At 56.4% G+C, this 22,149-nt stretch carries 15 protein-coding genes and 1 pseudogene; 10 read left to right on the top strand and 6 right to left on the bottom strand.

Going from position 1 to position 22,149, the window contains the following annotated elements; all coding sequences use genetic code 11:
• Nucleotides 1-87 precede the first annotated feature (87 nt).
• The 4 genes and pseudogenes from J3P91_RS11420 (at nucleotide 88) to J3P91_RS11405 (ending at nucleotide 5,342) form a co-directional block, all read left to right on the top strand.
• The gene (locus J3P91_RS11420; RefSeq protein WP_434604183.1) at nucleotides 88-1,422 is read left to right on the top strand and encodes an NAD(P)-dependent oxidoreductase; all 1,335 of its coding nucleotides are present in this window, start codon (nucleotides 88-90) and stop codon (nucleotides 1,420-1,422) included.
• A 423-nt stretch (nucleotides 1,423-1,845) separates the two neighbouring features.
• Complete coding sequence (locus tag J3P91_RS11415; protein ID WP_013692817.1) at nucleotides 1,846-3,216, top strand: MFS transporter; 1,371 nt, start codon at nucleotides 1,846-1,848, stop codon at nucleotides 3,214-3,216.
• A gap of 161 nt (nucleotides 3,217-3,377) precedes the next feature.
• Nucleotides 3,378-4,439, top strand: a pseudogene (locus tag J3P91_RS11410) (cache domain-containing protein); the annotation flags it as partial.
• A gap of 135 nt (nucleotides 4,440-4,574) precedes the next feature.
• Nucleotides 4,575-5,342, top strand: a complete 768-nt coding sequence (locus J3P91_RS11405) for a methyl-accepting chemotaxis protein (protein WP_434605082.1) — start codon at nucleotides 4,575-4,577, stop codon at nucleotides 5,340-5,342.
• A gap of 121 nt (nucleotides 5,343-5,463) precedes the next feature.
• Here the strand turns inward: J3P91_RS11405 and J3P91_RS11400 are convergent, their stop codons facing one another.
• From J3P91_RS11400 to J3P91_RS11375, 6 genes are all read right to left on the bottom strand, one after another.
• Complete coding sequence (locus J3P91_RS11400) at nucleotides 5,464-6,216, bottom strand: IclR family transcriptional regulator (RefSeq protein ID WP_013692815.1); 753 nt, start codon at nucleotides 6,214-6,216, stop codon at nucleotides 5,464-5,466.
• A 193-nt stretch (nucleotides 6,217-6,409) separates the two neighbouring features.
• A complete protein-coding gene (locus J3P91_RS11395) occupies nucleotides 6,410-7,342 on the bottom strand; it encodes a LysR family transcriptional regulator (protein ID WP_013692814.1) in 933 nt (310 codons plus the stop codon).
• Between the two features lie 55 nt (nucleotides 7,343-7,397).
• Nucleotides 7,398-8,195 (bottom strand): enoyl-CoA hydratase/isomerase family protein, encoded by a 798-nt coding sequence (locus tag J3P91_RS11390; protein ID WP_434604181.1) that lies wholly within the window; start codon nucleotides 8,193-8,195, stop codon nucleotides 7,398-7,400.
• Between the two features lie 60 nt (nucleotides 8,196-8,255).
• Entirely contained in the window at nucleotides 8,256-8,993 is a 738-nt protein-coding gene (locus J3P91_RS11385; RefSeq protein WP_434604179.1) for an enoyl-CoA hydratase/isomerase family protein, read from the bottom strand.
• 50 nt (nucleotides 8,994-9,043) lie between these two features.
• Nucleotides 9,044-10,084, bottom strand: coding sequence for a CDP-6-deoxy-delta-3,4-glucoseen reductase (locus J3P91_RS11380; RefSeq protein ID WP_434604177.1), 1,041 nt, complete (start codon nucleotides 10,082-10,084; stop codon nucleotides 9,044-9,046).
• Between the two features lie 68 nt (nucleotides 10,085-10,152).
• Nucleotides 10,153-12,267, bottom strand: coding sequence for an acetate--CoA ligase family protein (locus J3P91_RS11375; protein WP_434604175.1), 2,115 nt, complete (start codon nucleotides 12,265-12,267; stop codon nucleotides 10,153-10,155).
• Between the two features lie 555 nt (nucleotides 12,268-12,822).
• On the opposite strand from J3P91_RS11375, the gene J3P91_RS11370 reads away from it, so the two are divergent.
• The 6 genes from J3P91_RS11370 to J3P91_RS11345 all read left to right on the top strand — a co-directional run bounded on the left by J3P91_RS11370 (nucleotide 12,823) and on the right by J3P91_RS11345 (nucleotide 21,842).
• Nucleotides 12,823-13,380 (top strand): hypothetical protein, encoded by a 558-nt coding sequence (locus tag J3P91_RS11370; protein WP_095058147.1) that lies wholly within the window; start codon nucleotides 12,823-12,825, stop codon nucleotides 13,378-13,380.
• Between the two features lie 144 nt (nucleotides 13,381-13,524).
• Nucleotides 13,525-14,769 (top strand): SMP-30/gluconolactonase/LRE family protein, encoded by a 1,245-nt coding sequence (locus J3P91_RS11365; protein ID WP_434604173.1) that lies wholly within the window; start codon nucleotides 13,525-13,527, stop codon nucleotides 14,767-14,769.
• Nucleotides 14,770-14,827: 58 nt separating this feature from the next.
• Entirely contained in the window at nucleotides 14,828-17,263 is a 2,436-nt protein-coding gene (locus J3P91_RS11360) for a membrane-bound PQQ-dependent dehydrogenase, glucose/quinate/shikimate family (RefSeq protein WP_434604171.1), read from the top strand.
• Nucleotides 17,264-17,588: 325 nt separating this feature from the next.
• A complete protein-coding gene (gene tcuA, locus J3P91_RS11355; protein ID WP_013692806.1) occupies nucleotides 17,589-19,043 on the top strand; it encodes an FAD-dependent tricarballylate dehydrogenase TcuA in 1,455 nt (484 codons plus the stop codon).
• A complete protein-coding gene (tcuB, locus tag J3P91_RS11350; protein ID WP_434604169.1) occupies nucleotides 19,030-20,187 on the top strand; it encodes a tricarballylate utilization 4Fe-4S protein TcuB in 1,158 nt (385 codons plus the stop codon). The genes tcuA and tcuB overlap by 14 nt, the downstream gene beginning before the upstream one ends.
• Nucleotides 20,188-20,513: 326 nt before the next feature.
• Nucleotides 20,514-21,842 carry a carbohydrate porin gene (locus tag J3P91_RS11345; protein ID WP_434604167.1) on the top strand — a complete coding sequence of 443 codons (1,329 nt, stop codon included), beginning with the start codon at nucleotides 20,514-20,516 and terminating at the stop codon, nucleotides 21,840-21,842.
• Nucleotides 21,843-22,149: the final 307 nt, after the last annotated feature.

Raw genomic sequence — 22,149 nt, 5'->3', positions numbered from 1 at the left:
CGCACCCCAGGACAATAAAAGTATCTGCACCATTCCCCCGATACGCCGCATGCGTCGGTTGAATGGTCACAAGAGAGGCGACAGGCAATGAAAATCGGATACATCGGACTCGGTGCCCTCGGCAGTCAACTCGCTCGTCGATTCCTGTCTCACTCGTTATGCGTGTGGGATATCAACACGGCCGCCGTCGACACGTTCAAGAAACTGGGCGCCGACGTCGCGCCCACGGCGGCCGACCTGGCTCGCCGGTGTGACGTCATCTTCCTGTGCCTGCCACGCAGCTCGGACGTCAGGTCTGCGCTGTTCGGTCCAAACGGCCTCGCGACCGGATTGGTGCCGGGGACACTGATCATTGATCAGACAAGTGGCATTCCGGGTGAGACCAGACGTATGGCCGAAGAACTGGCCGAACGCGGTATCGACATGATGGATGCTGCGGTGTCTGCAAGTCCGCTGGTCGTTGCCGAAGGCAAAGCCACGCTGATGGTTGCGGGCTCGGATACGGTTTACGAGCGCGCCCTCCCCGTTTTACAAGTTATTACCCAAACGATTTATCGTTGTGGCGACAGGGTCGGCGACGGCCAAGCCATGAAAATGGTCAACAACGCCATGAATGCTGGCTGCCGACTAGGGACCCTTGAGGTCGTGGCCATGGGCAAAAAAGCCGGCCTTTCACTGCCCCTGATGGCGGACGTGTTGAACCGCAACAAAGCGCGAAATCAAACCACAGACAGGATGCTGCCCGCGCTCGCCCAGGGAAAACCCTCCACCAATTTCGCCCTCGCTTTGATGCTCAAAGACGTCGATCAAGCCGTCGCGCTGGGAATGTCCAGGGATGTCCCGATGCCGCTAACCGCTCTGGTCAGGGCATTGTTGCAAATCGGAACCAACACCTTGGGGCCAAACGCGCAGCTCGAAGACATGGTCGGGCTCATCGAAAGCATGGCGGCGACAAAATTGTACGACGGCGATACCGTGACGCCGAACACGGATGGTGCCCCTCAAGCGTGCCCTGAAGATCACGCCATCGAGCTGGTCACGGGTGCGATCGCATCGCTATGCAGCGCGATTACTTATGAATGCACGGCGGCAGGCCTGCGATATGGGCTGGCATTGGAAGACATGGCACTGGTCCTGGAAAAGACATCGGGATGGAGTGAATCCTCTCGCTCTATTTATAACCAATTGTTATCCAGTCACGCCCTGGATAACACGGCACTCTCGAGCGAAAAAACCATCCTCAAAGCGGCCTGTTTGCGCGGCAACGATCTTGGCGCTCCCATGTTGATCGCCAATGCTGCACGAAGCCTCTTCGAGCAAGCGGATCATCAGATCAGCGAACCCGTCCCGATAAAAGACTTGAGCACGTTCTACAGCTCTATTTCCGCGGTTCAGTTCAAGCCCTCCTCCAACTGCAATTGATTGGCGGCTCACGAATAGTGAGCGTGGAATCGATCGAGGTCTATATGAAAACCAAAATCTGTCCTGATGCGGCGGTAAACCAGTGGCACCTTCTGCAGGAAACAAGCCCACGCTCGGCTACCTGCCTGGCCCGGCAAACCTCGCCAACCTATTAACAAATAGTGAACGCGTATTGCTTTTAAACCCCAGCAACACGCGTCTTTCTAACATAACCTCCGTTAGCGGATTGCGTCATCGCAGAAACGCTTTTCACAAACGTTACGCTCGCTGACTACCACGATTCATCCGGCGAAAACGCAACATTGATCCACGCCTCGAACATCTCTAAGGCCTGATGGCGAAGCAACACTGTTTCATCCTGCAGTCTTGATGCATCAGCTTTGCATCAACTAATAAAAACCATCCTGTCACAGGAGAAGACGCATGACGAAGACGAAAACGACCAGCTCTCGGCGATCGCTAGCCGCTGGCGCTATCGGGAACTTCGGTGAGATCTACGATTTCGCTGTATTCGGGTTCTCAATACCCATTTTATCCGTCCATTTTTTTCCCGGCTCAGATCGAACTGCCGCGCTTCTGAGCACGTTCGCAGTCTATGCAGTGGCCTTCGTAGCCCGCCCCCTGGGTGGCTTGATGTTTGGCTATCTGGCGGACCGCCTTGGCCGTATCAGGGTCATGGCGATGACCGTTTGGCTCATGGCACTAGGCACCGCGATCATCGGGCTGCTTCCGACCTATGCAACCATCGGGATCGCCGCACCATTACTGCTGTTGCTCTGTCGAATCGCACAAGGCTTGGCACTGGGTGGCGAAACGACCGGCTCGACCAGCTACATCGTCGAGTCGGCACCGGAAAACCGCAGAGGATACTGGCTTGGCTTCACGCTGATTTTCTCTCACCTGCCCAACGCCGTCGTGGCTGGTTTGGTTGTCGCACTCCAGCTTGGAGCGGGGGATCAAGCGTATTCAGACTGGGCGTGGCGCATCCCTTTCCTTCTTGGAGGCATTATCGGAGTTGTCGGGTTCTGGTTGCGCCGCAACATCGATGAGCCTGAAGAGTACAAGCAAGCCCGCCAGGCCAGTAAAGCCAGCAAAATCAAGAAAAATCCGCTGATAGCCGCCATTCGCTGCGGTGGATTGAGGGGTATGTTGCACGTGTTCATGGTCCAACCGGTTTTTTCGGTAGGGGCTTACCTATTGCTCGGCTTTATGTACACCTTCCTAATTGAGGTCGGGAAGCTGGATTCCACCTCGGCTTTGATCTCAAACGCCATCGCCGTCATCGTACTTTCAGCCCTACTTCCGTTAGGAGGTTTATTGAGCGATCGGTTTGGCCGCAAGCGAGTACTGACATTTGGTGCGGCATGGATAGCACTCTCGGCGTATCCGGCCATGTACTTGGCTGCCTCGGGTTCCTTCGCTAGCGCTGTGGCCGGACAAACACTCCTCGCTGCCGGATTGGGGATTTATGGGGCAGCCAGCTTTGTGGCCGCAGCGGAATTTTTCCCGACATCGTTCCGTGCAACCGGACACGCCATTTCCTATCAGACAAGTGTCGCGATGTTCGGCGGAACGTGCCCATTGATCGCTGCGTACCTGTCCCAGGCGTTTGGCTCCCCGCTGGCGCCGGCCTTTTACGTCACGTTGATTGCCGTGCTCTGTCTGATCACAACTCAGTTTGTTCCTGAGACTCGTGGAATAAACCTGCGCACCTCGGTGGGCAACAAGACAAGCAACAAGGCGAGTGAATTGCCGCAGCCCCAGAAAGCAATGCGGCAAGAGCTTTCTACATAACCCTTTTTTGCAGTCAACTGATCGCTGAGCGGCTCAAGATGTGCGCGGACTGAAAACAGTCCGCCTCATCGGCTGAGCCGCCGAACATATCGCACCCGAACGGGATCGGGTGTAAAGGCGACTACCGCTCCAAATTGGCCGTTTGCCCGTTCTCCCTGTTTATGGGCTTAACAATGAAAATAAAAAACAAGCTTGTGCTGACGTTCGTATTGGTCGCGTTTATACCCGTGAGCTTGGTCGCAGTGATTTCGGTGACTAACACACGAACGCTGGCAGTTGATCAGTTTATGGATGGCAGTACGCGGGAAATACGTCAGATCGATGGCAACATTCGCCAGTTTTTCGACGCCAGCCAGCAAAATATCGATCAAATGGCAACCGATCCAGTTTATGTATCGGTTGGCGCGCTGAAGAACTACCAGACCGGCGATGCCGCCAGCCGGCCATTGCCTCCTGCGGCCCAGCAACTGATCGAAAGGTTTGCGCATTACGGTGCGGCCCACCCGTCCGCGGCGATTCTCTCCATCGGCATGGAGGACGGCTCCTATGCCAAATGGCCAGATGATCCTCAGCTGGCCAACTACGATCCGCGTTCACGCCCTTGGTATAAAGCGGCGATGGCGAGCCCTGGAAAAACCGTACGAACACCCGCTTTTTATCCAGCCTATGATTACGGTAAGGAAGATGCAGCACTGGTGGGGACAGCCAGGGCAATGATCACGAGCGATGGCATCGTCAAAGGTGTGTTAGCCGTGAACGTGTCTTTGAAAAACCTCACCGAGCTGGTCAAAAGCATCAAGCTTGGCGAAAGCGGCTACGTGATGTTGATCGAGGACGGAATCGTCCTGGTAGACCCCCGCAACACGACGCATAGCTTCAAGCCGCTCAAGGACCTGGGCGAGGCCTATGCAAAGTTGGCCGCCATCCCGCAGGGATCAACCGAGGTTGAACTCAATGGGATCCCTTACATGGCCAACGTCTGGACGTCGCCTGATCTTGGCTGGCGCTATATCGGCTTGATCGAGCGCAGTGAAGTCATGAGCGCGGCCACTCGCATGACCTACCTCACCACCCTCATCGTGGGAGGGTTGACAGTCATTTTTGCCCTGGTCGCCGTGGCATTTTCCAAGTCCATCGTCAAACCCATCAGCCAGGTCAGCACCGGACTGCAATCGATCGCACAGGGCGAGGGAGATCTGCGTCGCGAACTAGAGTTTCAGGGTAACGACGAAACCGCTGAACTGGCAGGCTGGTTCAATAAGTTTCTCAGCGCCATACGTCAGTTGATCCAACACATCGGCGCCGCATCGAGCAATCTGCAAAATGCCTCGAGGGTTAACAGCGAGGTTGCCAACAACATGAACGAGGCCGCCGGAAGACAGCGCGAAGCGGTGGAATTGGTGTCGACCGCGTTCAACGAGATGGTCGCAACCGCCAATGAGGTGGCCCGCTCATGCAGCGGCGCAGCAGAGTCCGCCGAGAACGGACATCGCCGTGTGGCGGAGGGCAAGCAGCAGATCGAGATCACCACGGACAACGTGAATCGCCTGGGACGCCGTCTGACCGAGTCCTCGCAGTCCATGACAGAGCTCGAAGCCGGCAGCCGCAGCATCAACCAGATCCTTGGCACCATTCGCGCCATTGCCGAGCAAACCAATCTGCTGGCCCTGAACGCAGCCATTGAAGCCGCCAGGGCGGGCGATCAAGGCCGAGGATTTGCAGTGGTGGCAGATGAAGTCAGAGCACTGGCCAAGCGCACATCCGATTCGACCGGTGAAATCGAGCAACTGCTCGGCGCACTAGGCAGCAAGACCCAGGAGGTCATGGGCAAAATGGGTAGTTGCCTGGAGCTCTCGCACGCCAGCGTATCGTCCATCGAGAGCACTCGGGACAGCTTTGAAGGCATCCAATTGTCGGTCAATGAAATAAGGGATCAAAACCTGCAGATATCCGCCGCTGCTGAAGAGCAGCATAGCGTGGCCGAAGAGATCAATCGGCATATCCAGCAGATTTATGACGAGGCTCGGCTGGTGGAGAGCTTGGCCAACTCTGCACAGGATGACTCCGGCAGGTTGTCGAGTCTGTCAGATGAACTGAACGGTCTGGTGGGACGTTTCAAATCGTGAACCGTCGTCGTTCGCCTGGAAGTCCCAACTGGTCCATTCGCATGGAAGTGACCCGCGGAGCGTTTCGTTCTCGCGATGAGCCGCTGTCAAGACATCCAGGCTTGAGGTCAGGCGCACATCATCAGTCGGATGTAGGGGCGGGCAAGGCCACCTCTCCACCGAATTGTCGCGATATGACTTCGGCACCTTTGACTGCCAACTCGATAAACTCCTTTTCATTCATGTTCATTCGGACAGTCGGTGCCCCCACCGACAAGCAATAGTGCACTTCTTGATTGACGTCCTTGATGGGTACCGAGATCGCCGAGATGCCTAACAGCCGTTCGCCATGGGAAACGGCATAACCCTGCTCCCGGATCATGGCGAACTCTTCAAGCACCGCGCCATTGGTGCGCTTCGTCGCTTTGGCAACATTTTTGACTAACGGGGTGAGCTGGGCTTTGGGCATATAGGCCATCAAGACCTTTGAAGCAGACCCTACCAACAAGGGAATCTGTTCACCCGCCTGGACCACCGCGCGCAACGGTGCCGAGCTGGTAGTGACCGAGTCGAGACAGACTCGATTGCGATCACTCACCGCATGGATGGAGACTGTTTCTTCAGTCTGCTCAGCGAGTTCTTGCAATACGGGTCGAGCGATCTCACGAATACCCAGGGTACTTTTTACCAGGCCAGCCAAGCGCGTGAATCGGAAGGACAAGCAATATTGCTGCTCGAGACGTACCAGGTAGCCAGCCTTTTCAAGACTCTGGACAATACGAAACGTCGTCGACTTCGGTAGCTCGATACGGTCTGCAATGTCTTGAAGCGTAAGGCTGCTGCGGTCTGAACTAAAGCTTTCGAAAACTGCCAAGATACGTTGCACAGAGCGCATCATTCTTGAAAAACCCCATCAAAATCGTTGATCGTAACGATCCTCCTCGACACGAAATGCTTCATTCGCCAACAAACGAGAATCAGTCTCAAAATAATATACTAGCATGACGCTATTTCACTCGCCAACTTCAGTTCCACCCACCGGACTCGAGAACGGAGGCGTATCGAGACCGCTGGCGGCCGCGCCTTGTTCAGTCGGGCACCGTTACCAGTTGCGTGCCCAGCCAACGTTTATCCGAAACCAACGTGCGAACGACGTCAGCCAAAACAACACGTGCTGCCAAACCCGCCGGCGACAACTCATCGTCCGACAAACTGGCGACTTGATTCAAGCGGGTAAAATTGAACTCGGAAATGGGTACCGTATCGAAACGGTCTTTATCATGCCTTGCAAGCGCCGCGCTAGGTTGCACCGTCATCCCCAAGCCCGCCCCCACCGCGTCCATGAGTATCGCTAGCCCGTCGATTTCCGCGATGACGTTCATCGTGCAGCCTTCTCTTTCAAAAGCATTGTTTATCAGGGCCCTGAGGCCGTGTGTACTGCCGGGCAATATGAGGGGGACGTTGGAAAGCTCACTGATTGAAAGTGATTCACTCTTGCGGACCAGGGAAAAGTCAGCTGCGGAAATAGCGAAAAGACGTTCATTTACCAGCGGCTGAGTGCTGAACCTGCGCCCATGATCAGCGCCAAACAATATCGCAAGATCGATCTGTCTAGCGCTTAGCATCCGCTCCAGGTTGCCCGATAACGCTTCGACAATACGAAGGGAAATATCCGGGTACCGCTCTCGCATCGCCTCCATGAACGGCAGTGCAACGACGCCTGAGGTGGATGGTGCCAATCCCACCGTGACATGCCCGGCGAACCGTCCAGTCCTGGCCGCGTGGGCCGCATCCTCCGCGTTGCGCAACACCAGTTGTGCTCGATGCCAGAATGCCAATCCGGCGCTGGTGGGCTGCACGCCGCTCTTCTTTCTTAGTAACAGCCGAACCGACAGTTCATTCTCCAATCGGCTGATTTGTTGACTGAGGGCCGAGGTGACAACATCGAGCTCAAGCGCTGCTCGCCCCATGCTTCCACACTCAACTACCCGGACAAAGTAGCGCAGTTGACGCAGTTCCATCGGACACCTCCACAATCACAACGATGCCTGGACCGGTCGGCCCAGGCACGACACGCTATTTGCCGATGAAACGCGGTTTCCTTTTTTCCTTGTAAGCTTTGATGGCCTCCTTGTAGTCATCCGTGGATTGCACCACGGCCATCTGCGCAGCCACCGACTCCAAGCTCGTCCGCAAATCAGTCCGCAGCGATTGGTATAGCAGCTTCTTTATGCTGCGTTGCTGGATGGGAGGGCCATCCGCCAGGCGTGTAGCAAAATCCAGCGTTTGCTGCATGAGTTCGTCATCACTGAATACTCGGTTGACGATGCCCAATGCCAACGCCTCCTCAGCACTGACGAAATCGCCCGTCCATAATAATTCCAGGGCTTTCGCGGTACCGACTATGCGCGGCAGCAAATAGCAGCCGCCATTTCCAGGGATCAGGCCAACACGAATATAAGCCTCAGCAAATCGAGCTGACTCTGATGCGAAACGCATATCGCACTGCAACGAAAGATCCATGCCCGCCCCCACCGCCGCGCCGTTTACCGCCGCGATGAGTGGCTTTTCAAAGTTCTCGATCGCTAATGCCACCTGGTGGGTGACTTTTTGCAATCTGATTTTACGCTCGAGCGGCGTTGGATCCCCCTCTGCGCTTTCGGCGGCCCGACGGCCCAAGTCGCCTCCGGAGCAGAATGCATCACCGGCACCGGTGATGACGAAACAACCGATGTCATCATTTTCATCGGCAGCCAGCAATGCAGCGCGAAGTGAATCCAGCATGCTCTCGCTCAAGGCGTTCTTTTTTTCGGGCCGGTTTAGCTTGGCTACCATGACCCGGCCAACGGTACTGACTTCTAGATCAGACATCATATTCCCTCAGTTCGATATGGACACGCCGCCCGTGCAAAACCACACTCGTTGCCCGCTGCGCTATTGCTCGGCCTGAGCCAGTGCACGGTGTCGTGCATGCTCGTCCCGAGCCTGCAACAATGCAGCTCTCAGCGAACGATTGAGCCACCGCTTGTTTTCGGCAAACGTGCGCGGGCTCTTTGCCCCCAACGCCTGCCCCAGCGCCGAAGCTTTCAATTGGAGTTCGTCTCGCAGGGCTACCTCGCGGACCAGCCCTCTCGCCAATGCTTCGGTAGCCTTCATCGCCCTGCCGCTCTGAATCAGATCAAGCGCCAAAGCGCGCCCGCCGATGACCTCTAGAATGTTCGCACCCGAGAAGGTGGCGATACCCAAATCAATTTCGGGCAGCGACAGTTTCGCGGTATCGACGGCGACACAGGCATCTGCCAAGAGCGCAAGCATCGCGCCACCTCCCGTCGCGGTACCATTGAGCACTGTGACAACTGGCTTGGGGCAGTCCATCACGGCGTCCTGCAGCGCCGCCAACGCCAACGACCTTCGTTCACGCTGGCGTGCCGTATCACCGTCCGCCGGTTGTTCACGAATATCGACCCCTGCGCAGAACACGCGCTCACCAGACCCGGTCAACATCACCGCGTTTATCTGCGGGTCATCAGTGGCTGCCTGCAGTGCAGCAGTCACACGCTCCATCATATCCACCGTCATGGCATTCGCCTTGGCGGCACGATTCAGAGTGATCCACAGGAGCGACTCATGTCGCTCAACCGTCAACTCGCTGGCTAGTTCATCCACGGACATCTTCCTCCACGTGCTTTTTTTATCTTCAATCGAGACACACGACACGAGTTCTACTGGGCAGCCTTTTGTCCCGACACAAACATGTCCGCGAAGAACTCTTCCTCGGGGAGGTTGCGTAACGCCACAAAATCCTGCCTTGCCGATTGCACGACGATGGGCGCTCCACAGGCATAGACCTGATGCTGGGAAAGATCCTCGTAATCTTCCAGGACTGCACGGTGAACAAAGCCGACCCGGCCTTCCCATAGATCGTCGGGGTGTGCTTCTGACAGGACAGGTATGAATGTGACGTTGTGACTTTTCGCCCAAGCCTCGGCAACGGAACTCAAATACAGATCCGAAGCCCTTCGCCCGCCCCAATAGAGAGTTATTTCACGACTCGATGCTTTTTCAAGTTCACGCTCAATCATGGCTTTGATCGGTGCGAACCCTGTGCCGCTGGCAACGAAGACCATTGGTTTGCTACTGTCTTCACGCACAAAAAAAGTACCTAGTGGGCCTTCAAGGCGCACCAGGTCGTTTTCTTTCATGACATTGAAAACGTGTTGGCTAAACGGGCCACCGTAATTCCTGAGATGCAATTCCAACACGTTGTCGTCGGGCACATTTGCCAGCGACAAACTGCGACGAATACCGCCTGGCATCACGACGTTGATATATTGCCCAGGCAAAAACCTGAAAGACTCCTTGGCAGGGAGGCGCAGGCGAATTCTCATCACATCCTCGGCCAGGCGCTCGAGACGATCGACACGGGAAACAAGCCGTCGAATAGGGATGTCTTGTGTTGCTTCCACCACCTCGCAGGCGATCGTCAATGCGGTTAAAGCCTTTGCCTGGCACAGGAGCGCGTAGCCCTGCTGCCGGTCCTCGTTGGAAAGTATCGCCATGCTGGACCCCGCATGATCGACCACCCCGTCGAGCACTTTGGCCCGACAGGTTCCGCAGATGCCATTTTGACAACTGTAGGGCAGTTGACACCCGCTTTTGAGGGCGGCAGCAAGTATCGTGTCGTCTTGCTGCACCTCGAACGTGCGGTCGATAGGCTTCACATTGACCCGATGCGTCAATGTGGCGGACAGGCTGTCATTCATAGCGATTCACCCCTTTACAGAATGTTTTGTACATTGCTCTTTCTCGCGACAAGCTTGGGGGCGGTTCATTAACCGCGCACAATCAAGGCGTCCGCGGCAATCACACCGTGGGGCAATACAAACATTGGATTGATGTCGATTTCGGCTATATCGCCGCGCTGCTCCCAGGCAAACTGCGATAACGCCACCAACGCGCGGGCAACAGCATCGACGTCAAGGGGAGACGCGCCCCGAACACCGTGCATGATCACGCTGCATTGCAATTCATCGAGCATTTCCATAGCGGTTGGCAGGCCGAAAGGGGCGATTCGACACGCGGAATCCTTCAGTACTTCCGCGTAAATCCCACCTGCGCCGACTACCACCACTGGGCCAAATGAAGGATCCTTGACCACCCCGGCAATCAGTTCGAAGCCACCTGTCACCATCTCGGAAACGAGGACACCTTCAATGTGGGCGGCAGGCACATGCCGTTGCGCGTTGGCCAACACCTGCTCGATCGCTGACTCCAGCTCCTGGGCGGTCCGAATGCCGACCTTTACGCCGCCTATTTCGGTTTTGTGCGCAATGTCCGCAGAGACAATCTTGACGACTAGGGGCGCTTTGACTTTGTCGAACAGCGCAGCGTCAAAACCCTTCACGATCAGGTCGGTTGTGACGGGGATACCGATGGAACGCAACATTTCCTTGGACTCGACCTCGGACAACGATGCCCGACTGCCAACGGCGGTGCTAAGCGGTACAGAAGCTCGCTCTACTTTGAGCCCCTCATCCTCTTGCATCTGCAAAATGCGCGATTGAGTCCGCTTGAATCGCATCAGCATTGCGATAGCTTTGGCGGCTCGCGACGGCGAAGGCAACACCGGAATTCCCGCATCAGCGAATACACGCAGCGCCTCTGCAACCTGAACGCTGGGGGCTGAGGAAAAAACCAAAATCGGCTTCGACGCCGACGCGGCAATTCGGGCCAATACCTGGGCTGCCGCCAGGCTGCCAGAGGCGCCTGTGGTTGCCAGGTTAATGCAAAGCGATCCTACGGCAGGGTCTTCAAGCGTCGCGCTTACAGCGGCTTCCAACTTCTGCGCATTGGCCGCTGAAAAATACCCTGCGGTAAGGTCGATTGGATTATGGACGGCCCCGATGTTAGGTACGACCGCCAGCAGCTTTTGCTGGGTATCGTTACCCAGTTCACACAAGGTCAGACCTTCAGGCTCACCCGCGTCTGCGAACACGATGGCAGACCCGCCCGATACCCCCATCACCGCGACACCCCGATTGTCCGGGTATTTTTTGCTTTCCAATGCCTTGAGGAAATCCACTGCTTCTTGGATCTCTCTGATCTCGACGATCCCCGTTTGCTTGAACAGGGCACGATAGAAATCATAGACACCCGTCATGCTGGCGGTATGCGATGCGGCCGCTAGTGCGCCCTGCTCGGTGACGCCCCCCTTCCACAGCAGGATCGGCTTGCCGCGCGCCGTAGCCTTGCGGCCGATTTCCAACAGCGCACGACCGTCATTGGTTCCCTCGATATAGGCGACGATGGTGTGTGTCTCGTCATCATCAAGCAGCGCCTCAATGAGCTGTACCGTGTTGACATCGCTTTCGTTGCCCGTCGCGATGACATGCCGGAAACCAATACCGGCTTCGGCACATGCAAGGGCGATGCTGTAGCCGAATCCCCCACTCTGCGTCACCAGCGATACCGACCCTTTCTCGAGTTTCGGTTCACGCGTAATGCTGCCGAATGCGGCGTAGACACGAGAATGGATGTTGGCGAAACCGAGGCAGTTGGGCCCGATAATGCGCATGCCCGCCGCCCGGGCAATCGCGAGCATTTTCTCCTCTCGGAGAACCCCTTCCGGACCGCTCTCTCGAAAGCCACCGCTCAGAACCACCGCAAAAGGAACCTTCTTCTGCGCACTCGATTCCAGCACGGCTAAAACGCCCTGCGCTGGGACACCAATCACTACGAGGTCGACGTCGCCTTCGATATCAGCAACGGCCCCATAGCACTTCAAACCTTCAAAGGTTTCGTATTTTGGATTCACTGGATAGATCGTGCCGGTATATCCATTGCTCATCAGAGCTCTCACAGCCTGAGAGCCGGGACGTCCCGCATCCTCCGACACGCCTACAACCGCAATCGAACGTGGTTCAAGCAAGTTTTTGTAATTATTCATATCGGTACTGAAGCCCTTGATCGCTATCGAAAATCGGGAGACGAGGTAAAGAGATGCAGTCGTTTCTCTGCTCTCCCCAAAAGCAGAGCTGCCACGGTGCACTGTCGTCCGCAGTCACTCGAAAGTCAATTATTTTTGGAATAGGTTTCAGTGAATGAAACTACACAGACCATCTTACAATAGCTTGCACCGGCGCTAACCCAGCACGCACCCACTACGCGCAAGTTCCACCCATTGAAACTTGTGCTAATTATCAAAACACATGCTAGTATGATTTTGCGTCGACCGAGGGCACGCTACGGCCTCGTATGGACGGTTGATTTGTCCTGCATACATGCAGATTTAATAGGAGCATTGGTGATGATTTACACGCGCAGTGGGGCAGACGCCCTTGCAAATCGGAGCGTTATCGTTTCGCCCGGCACCGGAAACCAGCATTGGGGAACGACCTTCTTTGGCCCGCGGAGCTCTCAAGAACGGGCCCCAGGCCCTCAGGCGACAATGTCTGAACTCAGAGCACACGAAGCAGTGGTGCCCCATTTCCACGGGGTGTCGATGTTTCAGTTGTTCATCGCTGGCAGTGGCACACTGGGTAATCGCGGTCAGGTGCTGGAACCGCTCACCGTCCAGTTCAAAGACCATCACACGGCTTACGGTCCGATCGTGGCGGGCCCGCAAGGGCTGTCCTTCGTCGCCATGCGGATGTACACCGGAAACTCCCAACCGGTCTATTTGAGTGAACCTGGCTACCGGGAGCAACTGCGTCCAAGCAAACGCCGGCACCTGACGTCCGAGCCCATCAAGTTCTCCATTGCCCCTGTGATGCAGGCCCGCGAAGAAGCGAGTTGGGAACTGCTTTTTGAAGATGAGGCAGATGGGCTGCGCGCTCAGGTGTTGCGATTGGGCGCTGGTATGAAAGTGGACGGTCCGCCCCCTGGTATTGCATCCGGTTATTACGTTTTCGTCGGAAACGGCAGCGTGCTGCATGGCGAAGAGGAGCTTCCTCTCTGGTCCATGATCGTCGTGGAATCAACTGAGGAAAAGTTCGAGATCCAAGCAGGTGGCGAAGGTGCCGAGGTCCTCGTGCTCCAGTACCCACGGGAAGAGATTTGAAGTAGGGGTTCCCTCCGGCGGACTGACATTCGCTGGTCGTGTGCCCAACGTTAGCGCGCAAGAAACACCGCTTCACCCTATCAAACAATAAACAAGTCTACGCCCCTGAGGGGGAGTAAAAGGCTTTGCACAATGGAGTTCGTTATGAGCATTGGCGTAACGTTCAATTTCAAAGGGCTGGTCGCGCCGATATCCGGCGCGCCCCCCAGCCGGCTATTCGCTACGACCGCTTTACCCACGCTGACACAACTCGACATGCCTGCGGTGCACACAGCGATCAACACGACAAGCATTCATGCCGGTAGGAAACGTTCGGATAGAAGAAGCAGCGCTCGTGTCCCTGGAGCGCTCAGAAAGCTCCAGCTAAGCGGCCTGCTGGCCTGTCTGGCTATCGGCGCCGCCGGCATCGCTACAGGCGCATACGCTGGACAACTCCCCGCCTCTTCAGCATTGGCCTACGACAAGCAGACACAAAGCCCTGTACCCATTCCAGTATCGGAACGAGGCCTTCCAACGGTTACTGCTCAAACCTGGTTCAAAGCATCCAACGAAGGTCGGATACTGGAAGGCGCGATATTTGACCGCGAGGGCAACCTGCTTTTCTGTGATGTTTCGGGTAAACGCGTACTTCGCCTTTCGCCGACCAAACAGCTTTCAATCGTAGCCACGATAGAGAACCTCTCCCCTGGCGGACTGGCATTTCATCCCGACGGACGTCTGTTCATCGCGGCTCTCGATCTGAACCGCAACCTCGGCGCGATTTTCGCGGTCAAACCCGATGGCACGGGAATGCAAACCATCATCGCGCAAGACGCCGGATTCATGCCAAATGACTTGGCGTTCAACAAACAGGGTGGTTTCTACTTCAGTGATTTCAAAGGTATCTCGACCGAGCCAAAGGGCGGGATCTATTACGTTTCTCCCGATCTTTCGCCTCCTGTTGTCGTCTTGCCGCATCTCTCGATGGCCAACGGCGTTACGCTAAGTCCAGACGGAAAAACGCTGTGGGCAACCGAATTTGGCCGCAACCTTCTACATCGCATCGACCTGGCCAACGCTACTACCATCGCCACCATCAGTTCGTCCATCCCCTACCGTTTCACGGGGCCCTCCCCCGATTCGATGCGGGTCGACGCCGATGGCAATGTCTACGTGGCGATCTATGGGCAAGGGCGTGTAATGGTCTTTAACCAGATCGGTATCCCAATTGGCCAGGTGCTGCTGCCGGGGCGCGAACAAGGACACAACCTGCTATCGACTAGCCTCGCCATTGATCCCAATACGAACACCTTGTACTCCGTCACCAGTGATGGAGATAAGGGGCAAGGAGCGACAATATTCAGCGCCAAGGTGTTCACCCATGGCTTGCCTCCGGCGTCATTCAAATGAGCCGCCTCAATGCTTGTTCCCAACACGTGTGTCCTATTGATCACATGGAGAAACCCTTATGACCCCTATTGGCGCAGAGCCTGACTCTTTGAATGCCAAGCGCGATACGACGAAAGCTTCACGATGGGTGTGTCGTATCTTTGCCATTGTATTATTGATACTCGGCCTGGCCCTTTCCATTGGCGGTGTCATCTTGGTTGCGGACGCAGGTTCTGCGTACTACCTGATCACCGGACTGGCCTTCATCACAAGCGGTGTATTTCTCTGGCGCGGTGATGCGCGAGGGGTTTGGGTCTATGCCGCAATGCTGGTCTGGACCACGGCCTGGAGTTTGTGGGAGGTGGGTTTTAACGGTTGGCAACTGGCGCCCCGGCTCATTGGTCCGTTCGTTCTTGGCGCAGTACTTCTGCTACCGCATTTCACCCAACTCACGCCTGCGCCGAACACCCGGAAGCTTCCGCGCGGCTGGCCATCGTTTGCCGGCGGTCTGGTCGCTGCAATCGCCTTAGGGAGCGTCAGTCACGCTTTCGGACCTGACGCACCGGACTTTCCTATGTTGAGACGCGGCTTGCAATCGCAGGCGCCGGCGAAACTGCCTGAACCAATGGCCAACAACGAACGTACCGACTGGCAAGCCTACGGCAACGACCAGGGTGGAACCCGCTTCAGTCCGCTAGCAGACATTGACACATCCAACGTCTCGAAGCTGGTCAAAGTCTGGGAAGCCGACATGGCACCGGTGAACGGCGATCTCAACGCCATCGAAGGCACCCCTATCATGATGGGTAGTTCCCTGTACGCGTGTGATGGCAATAACGGTATCCATGCATTCGATGCGGAAACCGGCAAAGAATTGTGGCGCCGCGACATTTCCAACGGCGTACCGCAGTCGGGCAAACCTTGTCGGGGTGTGGCGTACTACAAAGTGCCTGACGCCAATGGTTTTTGCTCAGAGCGCATCTACGCCCCCAGCCACAACCCCACGCTGGTGGCACTGGATGCGAAAACCGGTGAATATTGCCCAGGGTTTGGTAACAACGGCGCGGTCGATCTGACAAAGGGCGTCGCACCTTACCCACATGGCTTGTTCTACGTCAGCTCGGCACCGCAAGTTATCCGCGGCAAGATTGTCGTCGGTGGTGGCATTCCCGACGGGCAATATTGGGGGGGGCCGTCCGGCGTCATCAGGGCGTTTGATGCGGTGACAGGCGAACTCGCCTGGGCCTTTGATGCCGGCGCGCCGAATCGTCTCGGCCTGCCACCTGAAGGGCAGTATTACACGCCTTCCACACCCAACAGCTGGGCCCCCATCAGCGCGGATGAGAAGCTCGGTCTCGTCTATTTGCCAGTGGGCAACGCGACACCTGATGCTTACGGTGGGCAGCGCCGTCCCTATGACGAGGATATCTCCAGTGCGGTGATCGCTCTCGACGCGGAGACGGGTCGACTGCGCTGGAAATTCCAGGCCACGCACCACGACATCTGGGATTATGACGTCGCTTCTCAGCCCACTCTGTTGAATTGGCCTACCGCAAAGGGCATGCGGCCAGCACTGATCCAACCGACCAAGCGCGGCGAAATTTTCGTGCTCGACCGCGAGACTGGCGAACCGATCAAGGCGGTGGAAGAACAGCCTGTGCCTCAGCGTGACATTGCCAAAGGCGAATGGCTGTCCCCTACCCAACCTGCCTCTGTCGAGCTCCCTGCTTTCAGGGGGCCTCAACTGCGCGAAAAAGACATGTGGGGTGCGACGCCGATCGACCAAATGGTTTGCCGGATCATGTTCAAACAATCGCGCTACGAGGGCCAATTCACGCCCATCACGCTCGACAAGAATGTCTTGATCGATCCCGGTTCAATGGGTGGTGTGAACTGGAATGGCATCTCGCTGGACGTTGATCGCGGGCTGATGATCGTCAACTGGACTCAGGTCCCTGACCGAATCGAATTGGTAACACGCGAAGAAGCAACACAACGCAATTTCAAGATTGCACCTGGTCTGGACGCAGGGGGACAAGCAGAGCAGCCTATGCTTGACACGCCATACGGCGCTTATCGGGTCAACTTCCTTTCGCAGCTTGGCATTCCTTGCAATGCGCCACCTTGGGGCCTGATTGGCGCTGTTGATCTTGTCAGTGGCAAGCTCATCTGGTCCAAGCCATTCGGCTCACCGCGTGACATTGGTCCGTTCGGTCTGCCGACCCTGGTTTCCATCCCGATCGGTACACCGACCGCCGGTGGCGCCGTGACGACCCGTGGCGGCCTGGTATTTATCGGCGGTGCAGCAGAGCATACGTTCCGTGCCCTGGATGCAGCCACCGGCCGGGAGCTGTGGAGCAGTCGTCTGGCCACCAGCGCCAATGCCACGCCCATGACCTACCGCAGTCCGGTCAGCGGAAGGCAATTTGTGGTGGTCGCCGAGGGTGGGCGTCCGCATTATCGTACGAAGCCTGGTTCGAAGCTGGTTGCCTTTGCAATTCCAGACAGCAAGTGATCGCTGCTGCTGACAATAGCTGATCGACTAAGGAGCCAGTCCATCGTGACCTGTCTCCAAAGTCTTGGATTGGGCAAAACTGCCTGTCTCTGAAATGGGCTATATCCATTTCAATATCAAAGCGCCCGATGCACTTGCATCGGGCGCTTTGTATTTCTGGGAGCGTGGTAATTCCTGCCACATACCCCTCCGCACGGAAACATCACCCTTCACTAAAACTGAAGCCCTCACCTCTAAATCCGCCTTTCGCCGCGCGAAGCCCATCCCTATGGTTAATCCACTGGCCGGCAGTCACTTCGCCCTGCCAGTGAATCGAGGAGATACGATGGTCGACGTTCTGGTGATAGGTGGCGGTAACGCTGCGTTATGTGCCGCATTAATGGCACGAGAGGCAGGCGCCAGCGTAATGCTGCTGGAAGGCTCGCCGAAAGTATGGCGTGGCGGAAATTCGCAGCACACGCGCAACCTGCGCTGCATGCACGATGCGCCTCAGGATGTGCTGGTCGATGCCTATCCCGAAGAAGAATATTGGCAGGATCTGCTTAAAGTCACCGGTGGCCTTACCAACGAGAAACTGGCGCGCATCGCCATTCGTGCCTCGTCATCTTGCCGTGATTGGATGCGTTCACATGGCGTGCACTTTCAGCCGCCCTTGTCGGGTGCTCTTCATGTGGCTCGCACCAACGCGTTTTTCATGGGCGGCGGAAAGGCACTGGTCAATGCCTACTTTCGCAGCGCCGAACGCCTGGGCGTGAAGATCCGTTATGACGCTCAGGTCACTGACATAGAACTGGAAAACGGTGCTTTCGTCGCAGCTCACCTGGCCGAACGCGAGGTAGATGGACAACGATTGCCAGCGGAGCGTATCGAAGCACGCGCCTGCGTCTTGGCTGCTGGCGGGTTTGAATCCAACCGCGAATGGCTACGGGAGGCTTGGGGGCAAAACGAGCGCGGTGAATGGCCATCGGACAACTTCCTGATTCGCGGCACCCGCTTCAATACTGGTGTGTTGTTGCGACGGATGCTCGATCTTGGCGCCGATGCAGTCGGCGACCCGACTCAGGCGCATATGGTGGCCATCGACGCACGGGCTCCGCTTTACGACGGCGGTATCTGTACCCGCATCGACTGCGTATCCCTGGGCGTGGTTGTCAACCGCGATGGCGAACGGTTTTACGATGAGGGTGAGGATTTCTGGCCCAAACGTTATGCGATCTGGGGCCGTCTCGTTGCAGGACAACCCAACCAGCAGGCCTACTCGATTATCGACCAACAGGCACTTGGCCGCTTCATGCCGCCGGTGTTCCCTGGAACCACAGCACGGACGTTGCCAGAACTTGCTCGCCTGTTGAACTTGCCGCAAACGCAGTTCGTTAAAACCATCGAAGACTACAACAACGCTTGCCATGTCGGCACGTTCGACCACACCACGCTCGATGACTGCCATACCGAAGGGCTTACTCCCGCCAAGACTCACTGGGCAAGGCCGCTCACCAAACCACCCTACTACGCCTACCCCCTCAAGCCAGGTGTCACCTTTACCTATCTCGGCTTGGCGACCGACGAAACGGCCGCCGTGCACTTTGATGGCAAGGCCAGCCCGAACCTGTTTGTCGCCGGAGAAATGATGGCTGGCAACGTACTGGGCAAGGGTTATACCGCGGGTATCGGCATGGCCATCGGTACCGCCTTCGGACGAATCGCCGGCGTACAGGCCGCGCTTTGTGCGGGGTTTGGTCTTTCTCCTGTGAACTCGGAGCTTCAACATGCAGCTGTTTGATCCCAAGGTATCCAGCCAACTGATCCCGGTCCTCAACCTGCAGGAAACCGAAGTCGAACGGCAGATGACCATTTGCAATGCCTGCCGCTATTGCGAAGGTTTCTGTGCCGTATTCCCCGCAATGACCCGGCATCTGGAATTCGGTCAGGCCGACATTCATTACTTGGCGAACCTTTGCCACAACTGCGGCGCGTGCCTGTCGGCTTGCCAATACGCGGCCCCGCACGAATTTGCAGTCAACGTACCCAAATCCATGGCCAAGGTACGGCTGGAAACCTACACCAATTACGCCTGGCCGCAGCCACTGGGTAAATTATACCAACGCAACGGCCTTGCCTTGGGGCTGGCTTCAGGCGCTGGGTTGGCGCTGTTCCTGTCGCTTACCTTGATGATCATGGGCAACCTGTTCGTTGCCATGCCAGGCGGTAACTTCTACGGGATTTTTCCGCACAACACGTTGGCACTGATGTTCAGCGCGGTGTTCGGTTTTGCCGTGTTGGCCCTGGGTATCGGCGTGCGTCGATTCTGGCGCGAAATCTCACCCGCCGAGGCACCTCTGCCGCTGAAAGCCAGTGCAGCACTGGAGGCCAGCGCCAATGTCGCACAACTCAAGTACCTGGACGGCGGACATGGAGAAGGCTGCAACAACACCGACGACGCATTCACCCTATGGCGCCGCCGCTTTCACCACCTCACCTTCTATGGGTTCATGCTGTGCTTCGCAGCCACAGGCGTTGCCACTCTCTATCATTTTTTGCTGAATTGCTCGGCCCCCTACCCGGTTTTAAGCCTGCCAGTACTACTCGGCATTTTCGGCGGCGTAGGTCTGCTGATCGGCCCAGCAGGTTTGCTCTGGATGAATCTGCGGCGTAACCCGCAGCAAGGGGACGAGAATCAGAAACCAATGGATCGTGGCTTCATCGCGCTTCTGTTCCTGGTCAGCGCCAGTGGCCTGGCATTGCTTGCCGGGCGCGAAACCAGCGCGTTGGGCTTGTTGCTTGCGATCCACCTGGGTCTGGTCATGGCGTTCTTTCTGACCATGCCCTATAGCAAATTCGCCCACGGCATATTCCGCAGCGCTGCGTTGCTGAAATACACCATTGAAAAACGCCAACCCAACCCGATCAGTGCGGCCGGCGAATGACCGGTGTTTTCAAGAGCGTGCCGACGGCATCATCGGCGCCGCTAAGTTGAAAGTAATCTTCATGAGAGTCACAAGGAGAGCGTTACCGATGCTCAAATAAATTACCGAGCTGTTTCGCAAGAACAGACGAGGCCTGAGTTAGGTCCCGTCTTCTCATCAACTTACCGTGTGTCACGTCAAGCTCGACGCCTTTACAAACCCAGACTCCAGTCGTTCTTCGCTGGGATCAACCCGTTGCAGACATTCTTTAATGCTCTTCCGGGCGGAAGATCAACCTGAAGATGTGTTCGATTATCTGACTAATAAAAACAAAAGCAGAGATTATCATGACCACTCATTTGAACTGCAACACGCTTAATACTTCCGTCGCATTGCTGCTGCTTTGCGGAGCGGCCAACAGTCATGCACAAGAAGCCTTCAGTTCTGAATCCCCTTGGATGTTGGGAGACTGGGGCGGCCTACGCACAGAATTGCTGGAAAAAGGTTATACCTTTAACGTGCTCTACACGGGCGACGCCGCGACGAATCTGGCCGGTGGCTACGACTCGCACACCACGGCGCGGTATACCGACCAACTTGCGCTGATGAGCAATTTTGACCTTGAGAAAATACTCGGTTGGGAAGACGCTGATTTTCAATTCACGATATCGGATCGTAACGGGCGCAATCTCACCAATGATGTCATCACCGATCCTCGGGTAGGCGGCATCAGTCAGGTTCAAGAGGTATACGGGCGCGGCCAGACCTGGCGGCTTACGCAACTCTGGTATCGTCAGAAGTTCTTTGACGGCGGGCTGGATATCAAACTGGGCCGCATGAACTTTGGCGAGGACTTCGGCAGCTTCCCCTGCAAATTCCAAAACCTGGCATTCTGCGGCGCACAGCCGGGTAACTGGGCCGGCGATATCATTTACAACTGGCCAATCACCCAATGGGCGGGCCGCGTAAAGGTCGCGTTGAGCGATGACACTTATGCGCAGATTGGTGCGTACGAGCAGAACCCGTCCTACCTGGAAATAGGTAACGGCTTCAAACTCAGCGGCAGCGGCAATGAGGGTACCTTGGTACCTGTCGAGCTGGTCCATACCACGTCGCTGGGAGCCGGACGGCTGCCAGGGGAATACCGGGTGGGCGCGTATTACAGCAGCCGTGACGCAAATGACGTCAACACAGAAGAAAACGGCATAGCCAAATCCCGCGACAGTAAATACGGCGCATGGATTGCCGGGCAACAACAAGTCTGGAAAGATCCGGACTTCGCCGCTCGCGGGCTGACGGTGTTTGCGTATGCCACCGTGCATGACAAAGCCACCAATATGATCGATCGTTATGCGCAAGTAGGCGCTTACTACACGGCCCCCTTCAAATCTCGCCCGAATGACGAAATCGGCGTCGCCATCGCCAGTCTCCATGTGAATAACCGCTTCACAGATCATCAGCAGCAACTGAATGACCGGGCGGGCGTCAGCGACTATGACGATCCTCGCTACACGCCGACGCAAAGCTCAGAAACCAACATGGAAATTTACTATGGCTTTGGCGTGACCAAGTGGCTGACCGTGCGCCCCAACCTGCAATTTGTAGGCAATCCTGGCGGAGTCAGCGAGGTCAGGGATGCGTGGGTGGCCGGTTTGAAATTCGAGACCAGCCTGTAAGGGGGTTCTTCCAACGCACTTTATTTTCGTACAAACATGGGGGAGCACGACAATGACATTTTGTGCCCTGCAGAACCGAGTTCAATCGTTCGCGAAGTGCTTCGCTGCCCTGGTTGCTAAATTGTCGAGTCACTCGTTCTCGTACTGGGAGCAGTTTCCTGAAGCCGTCCTATTATCCGATCGTCCGGCAGCAAAAGACGAGGTATGACAACCGAAACACGGCGTCGTGGGTTGGGCGCGCCTTGGAACGCTGCAAAATGATCCCAACCAAACTCAGAAATATGTACCTGACAAACGTCTCATCACT

The sequence above is a fragment of the Pseudomonas sp. Z4-7 genome (genome assembly GCF_051131965.1).
GTDB lineage: Bacteria > Pseudomonadota > Gammaproteobacteria > Pseudomonadales > Pseudomonadaceae > Aquipseudomonas.
This window is presented reverse-complemented; position numbering and strand designations above follow the sequence as displayed.

Coding starts and splice junctions, on each gene's coding strand:
- J3P91_RS11420 (WP_434604183.1), top strand. CDS start 88: ATGAAAATCGGATACATCGGACTCGGTGCCCTCGGCAGTCAACTCGCT.
- J3P91_RS11415 (WP_013692817.1), top strand. CDS start 1,846: ATGACGAAGACGAAAACGACCAGCTCTCGGCGATCGCTAGCCGCTGGC.
- J3P91_RS11405 (WP_434605082.1), top strand. CDS start 4,575: ATGAACGAGGCCGCCGGAAGACAGCGCGAAGCGGTGGAATTGGTGTCG.
- J3P91_RS11400 (WP_013692815.1), bottom strand. CDS start 6,216: ATGCGCTCTGTGCAACGTATCTTGGCAGTTTTCGAAAGCTTTAGTTCA.
- J3P91_RS11395 (WP_013692814.1), bottom strand. CDS start 7,342: ATGGAACTGCGTCAACTGCGCTACTTTGTCCGGGTAGTTGAGTGTGGA.
- J3P91_RS11390 (WP_434604181.1), bottom strand. CDS start 8,195: ATGATGTCTGATCTAGAAGTCAGTACCGTTGGCCGGGTCATGGTAGCC.
- J3P91_RS11385 (WP_434604179.1), bottom strand. CDS start 8,993: ATGTCCGTGGATGAACTAGCCAGCGAGTTGACGGTTGAGCGACATGAG.
- J3P91_RS11380 (WP_434604177.1), bottom strand. CDS start 10,084: ATGAATGACAGCCTGTCCGCCACATTGACGCATCGGGTCAATGTGAAG.
- J3P91_RS11375 (WP_434604175.1), bottom strand. CDS start 12,267: ATGAATAATTACAAAAACTTGCTTGAACCACGTTCGATTGCGGTTGTA.
- J3P91_RS11370 (WP_095058147.1), top strand. CDS start 12,823: ATGTTTCAGTTGTTCATCGCTGGCAGTGGCACACTGGGTAATCGCGGT.
- J3P91_RS11365 (WP_434604173.1), top strand. CDS start 13,525: ATGAGCATTGGCGTAACGTTCAATTTCAAAGGGCTGGTCGCGCCGATA.
- J3P91_RS11360 (WP_434604171.1), top strand. CDS start 14,828: ATGACCCCTATTGGCGCAGAGCCTGACTCTTTGAATGCCAAGCGCGAT.
- tcuA (WP_013692806.1), top strand. CDS start 17,589: ATGGTCGACGTTCTGGTGATAGGTGGCGGTAACGCTGCGTTATGTGCC.
- tcuB (WP_434604169.1), top strand. CDS start 19,030: ATGCAGCTGTTTGATCCCAAGGTATCCAGCCAACTGATCCCGGTCCTC.
- J3P91_RS11345 (WP_434604167.1), top strand. CDS start 20,514: ATGACCACTCATTTGAACTGCAACACGCTTAATACTTCCGTCGCATTG.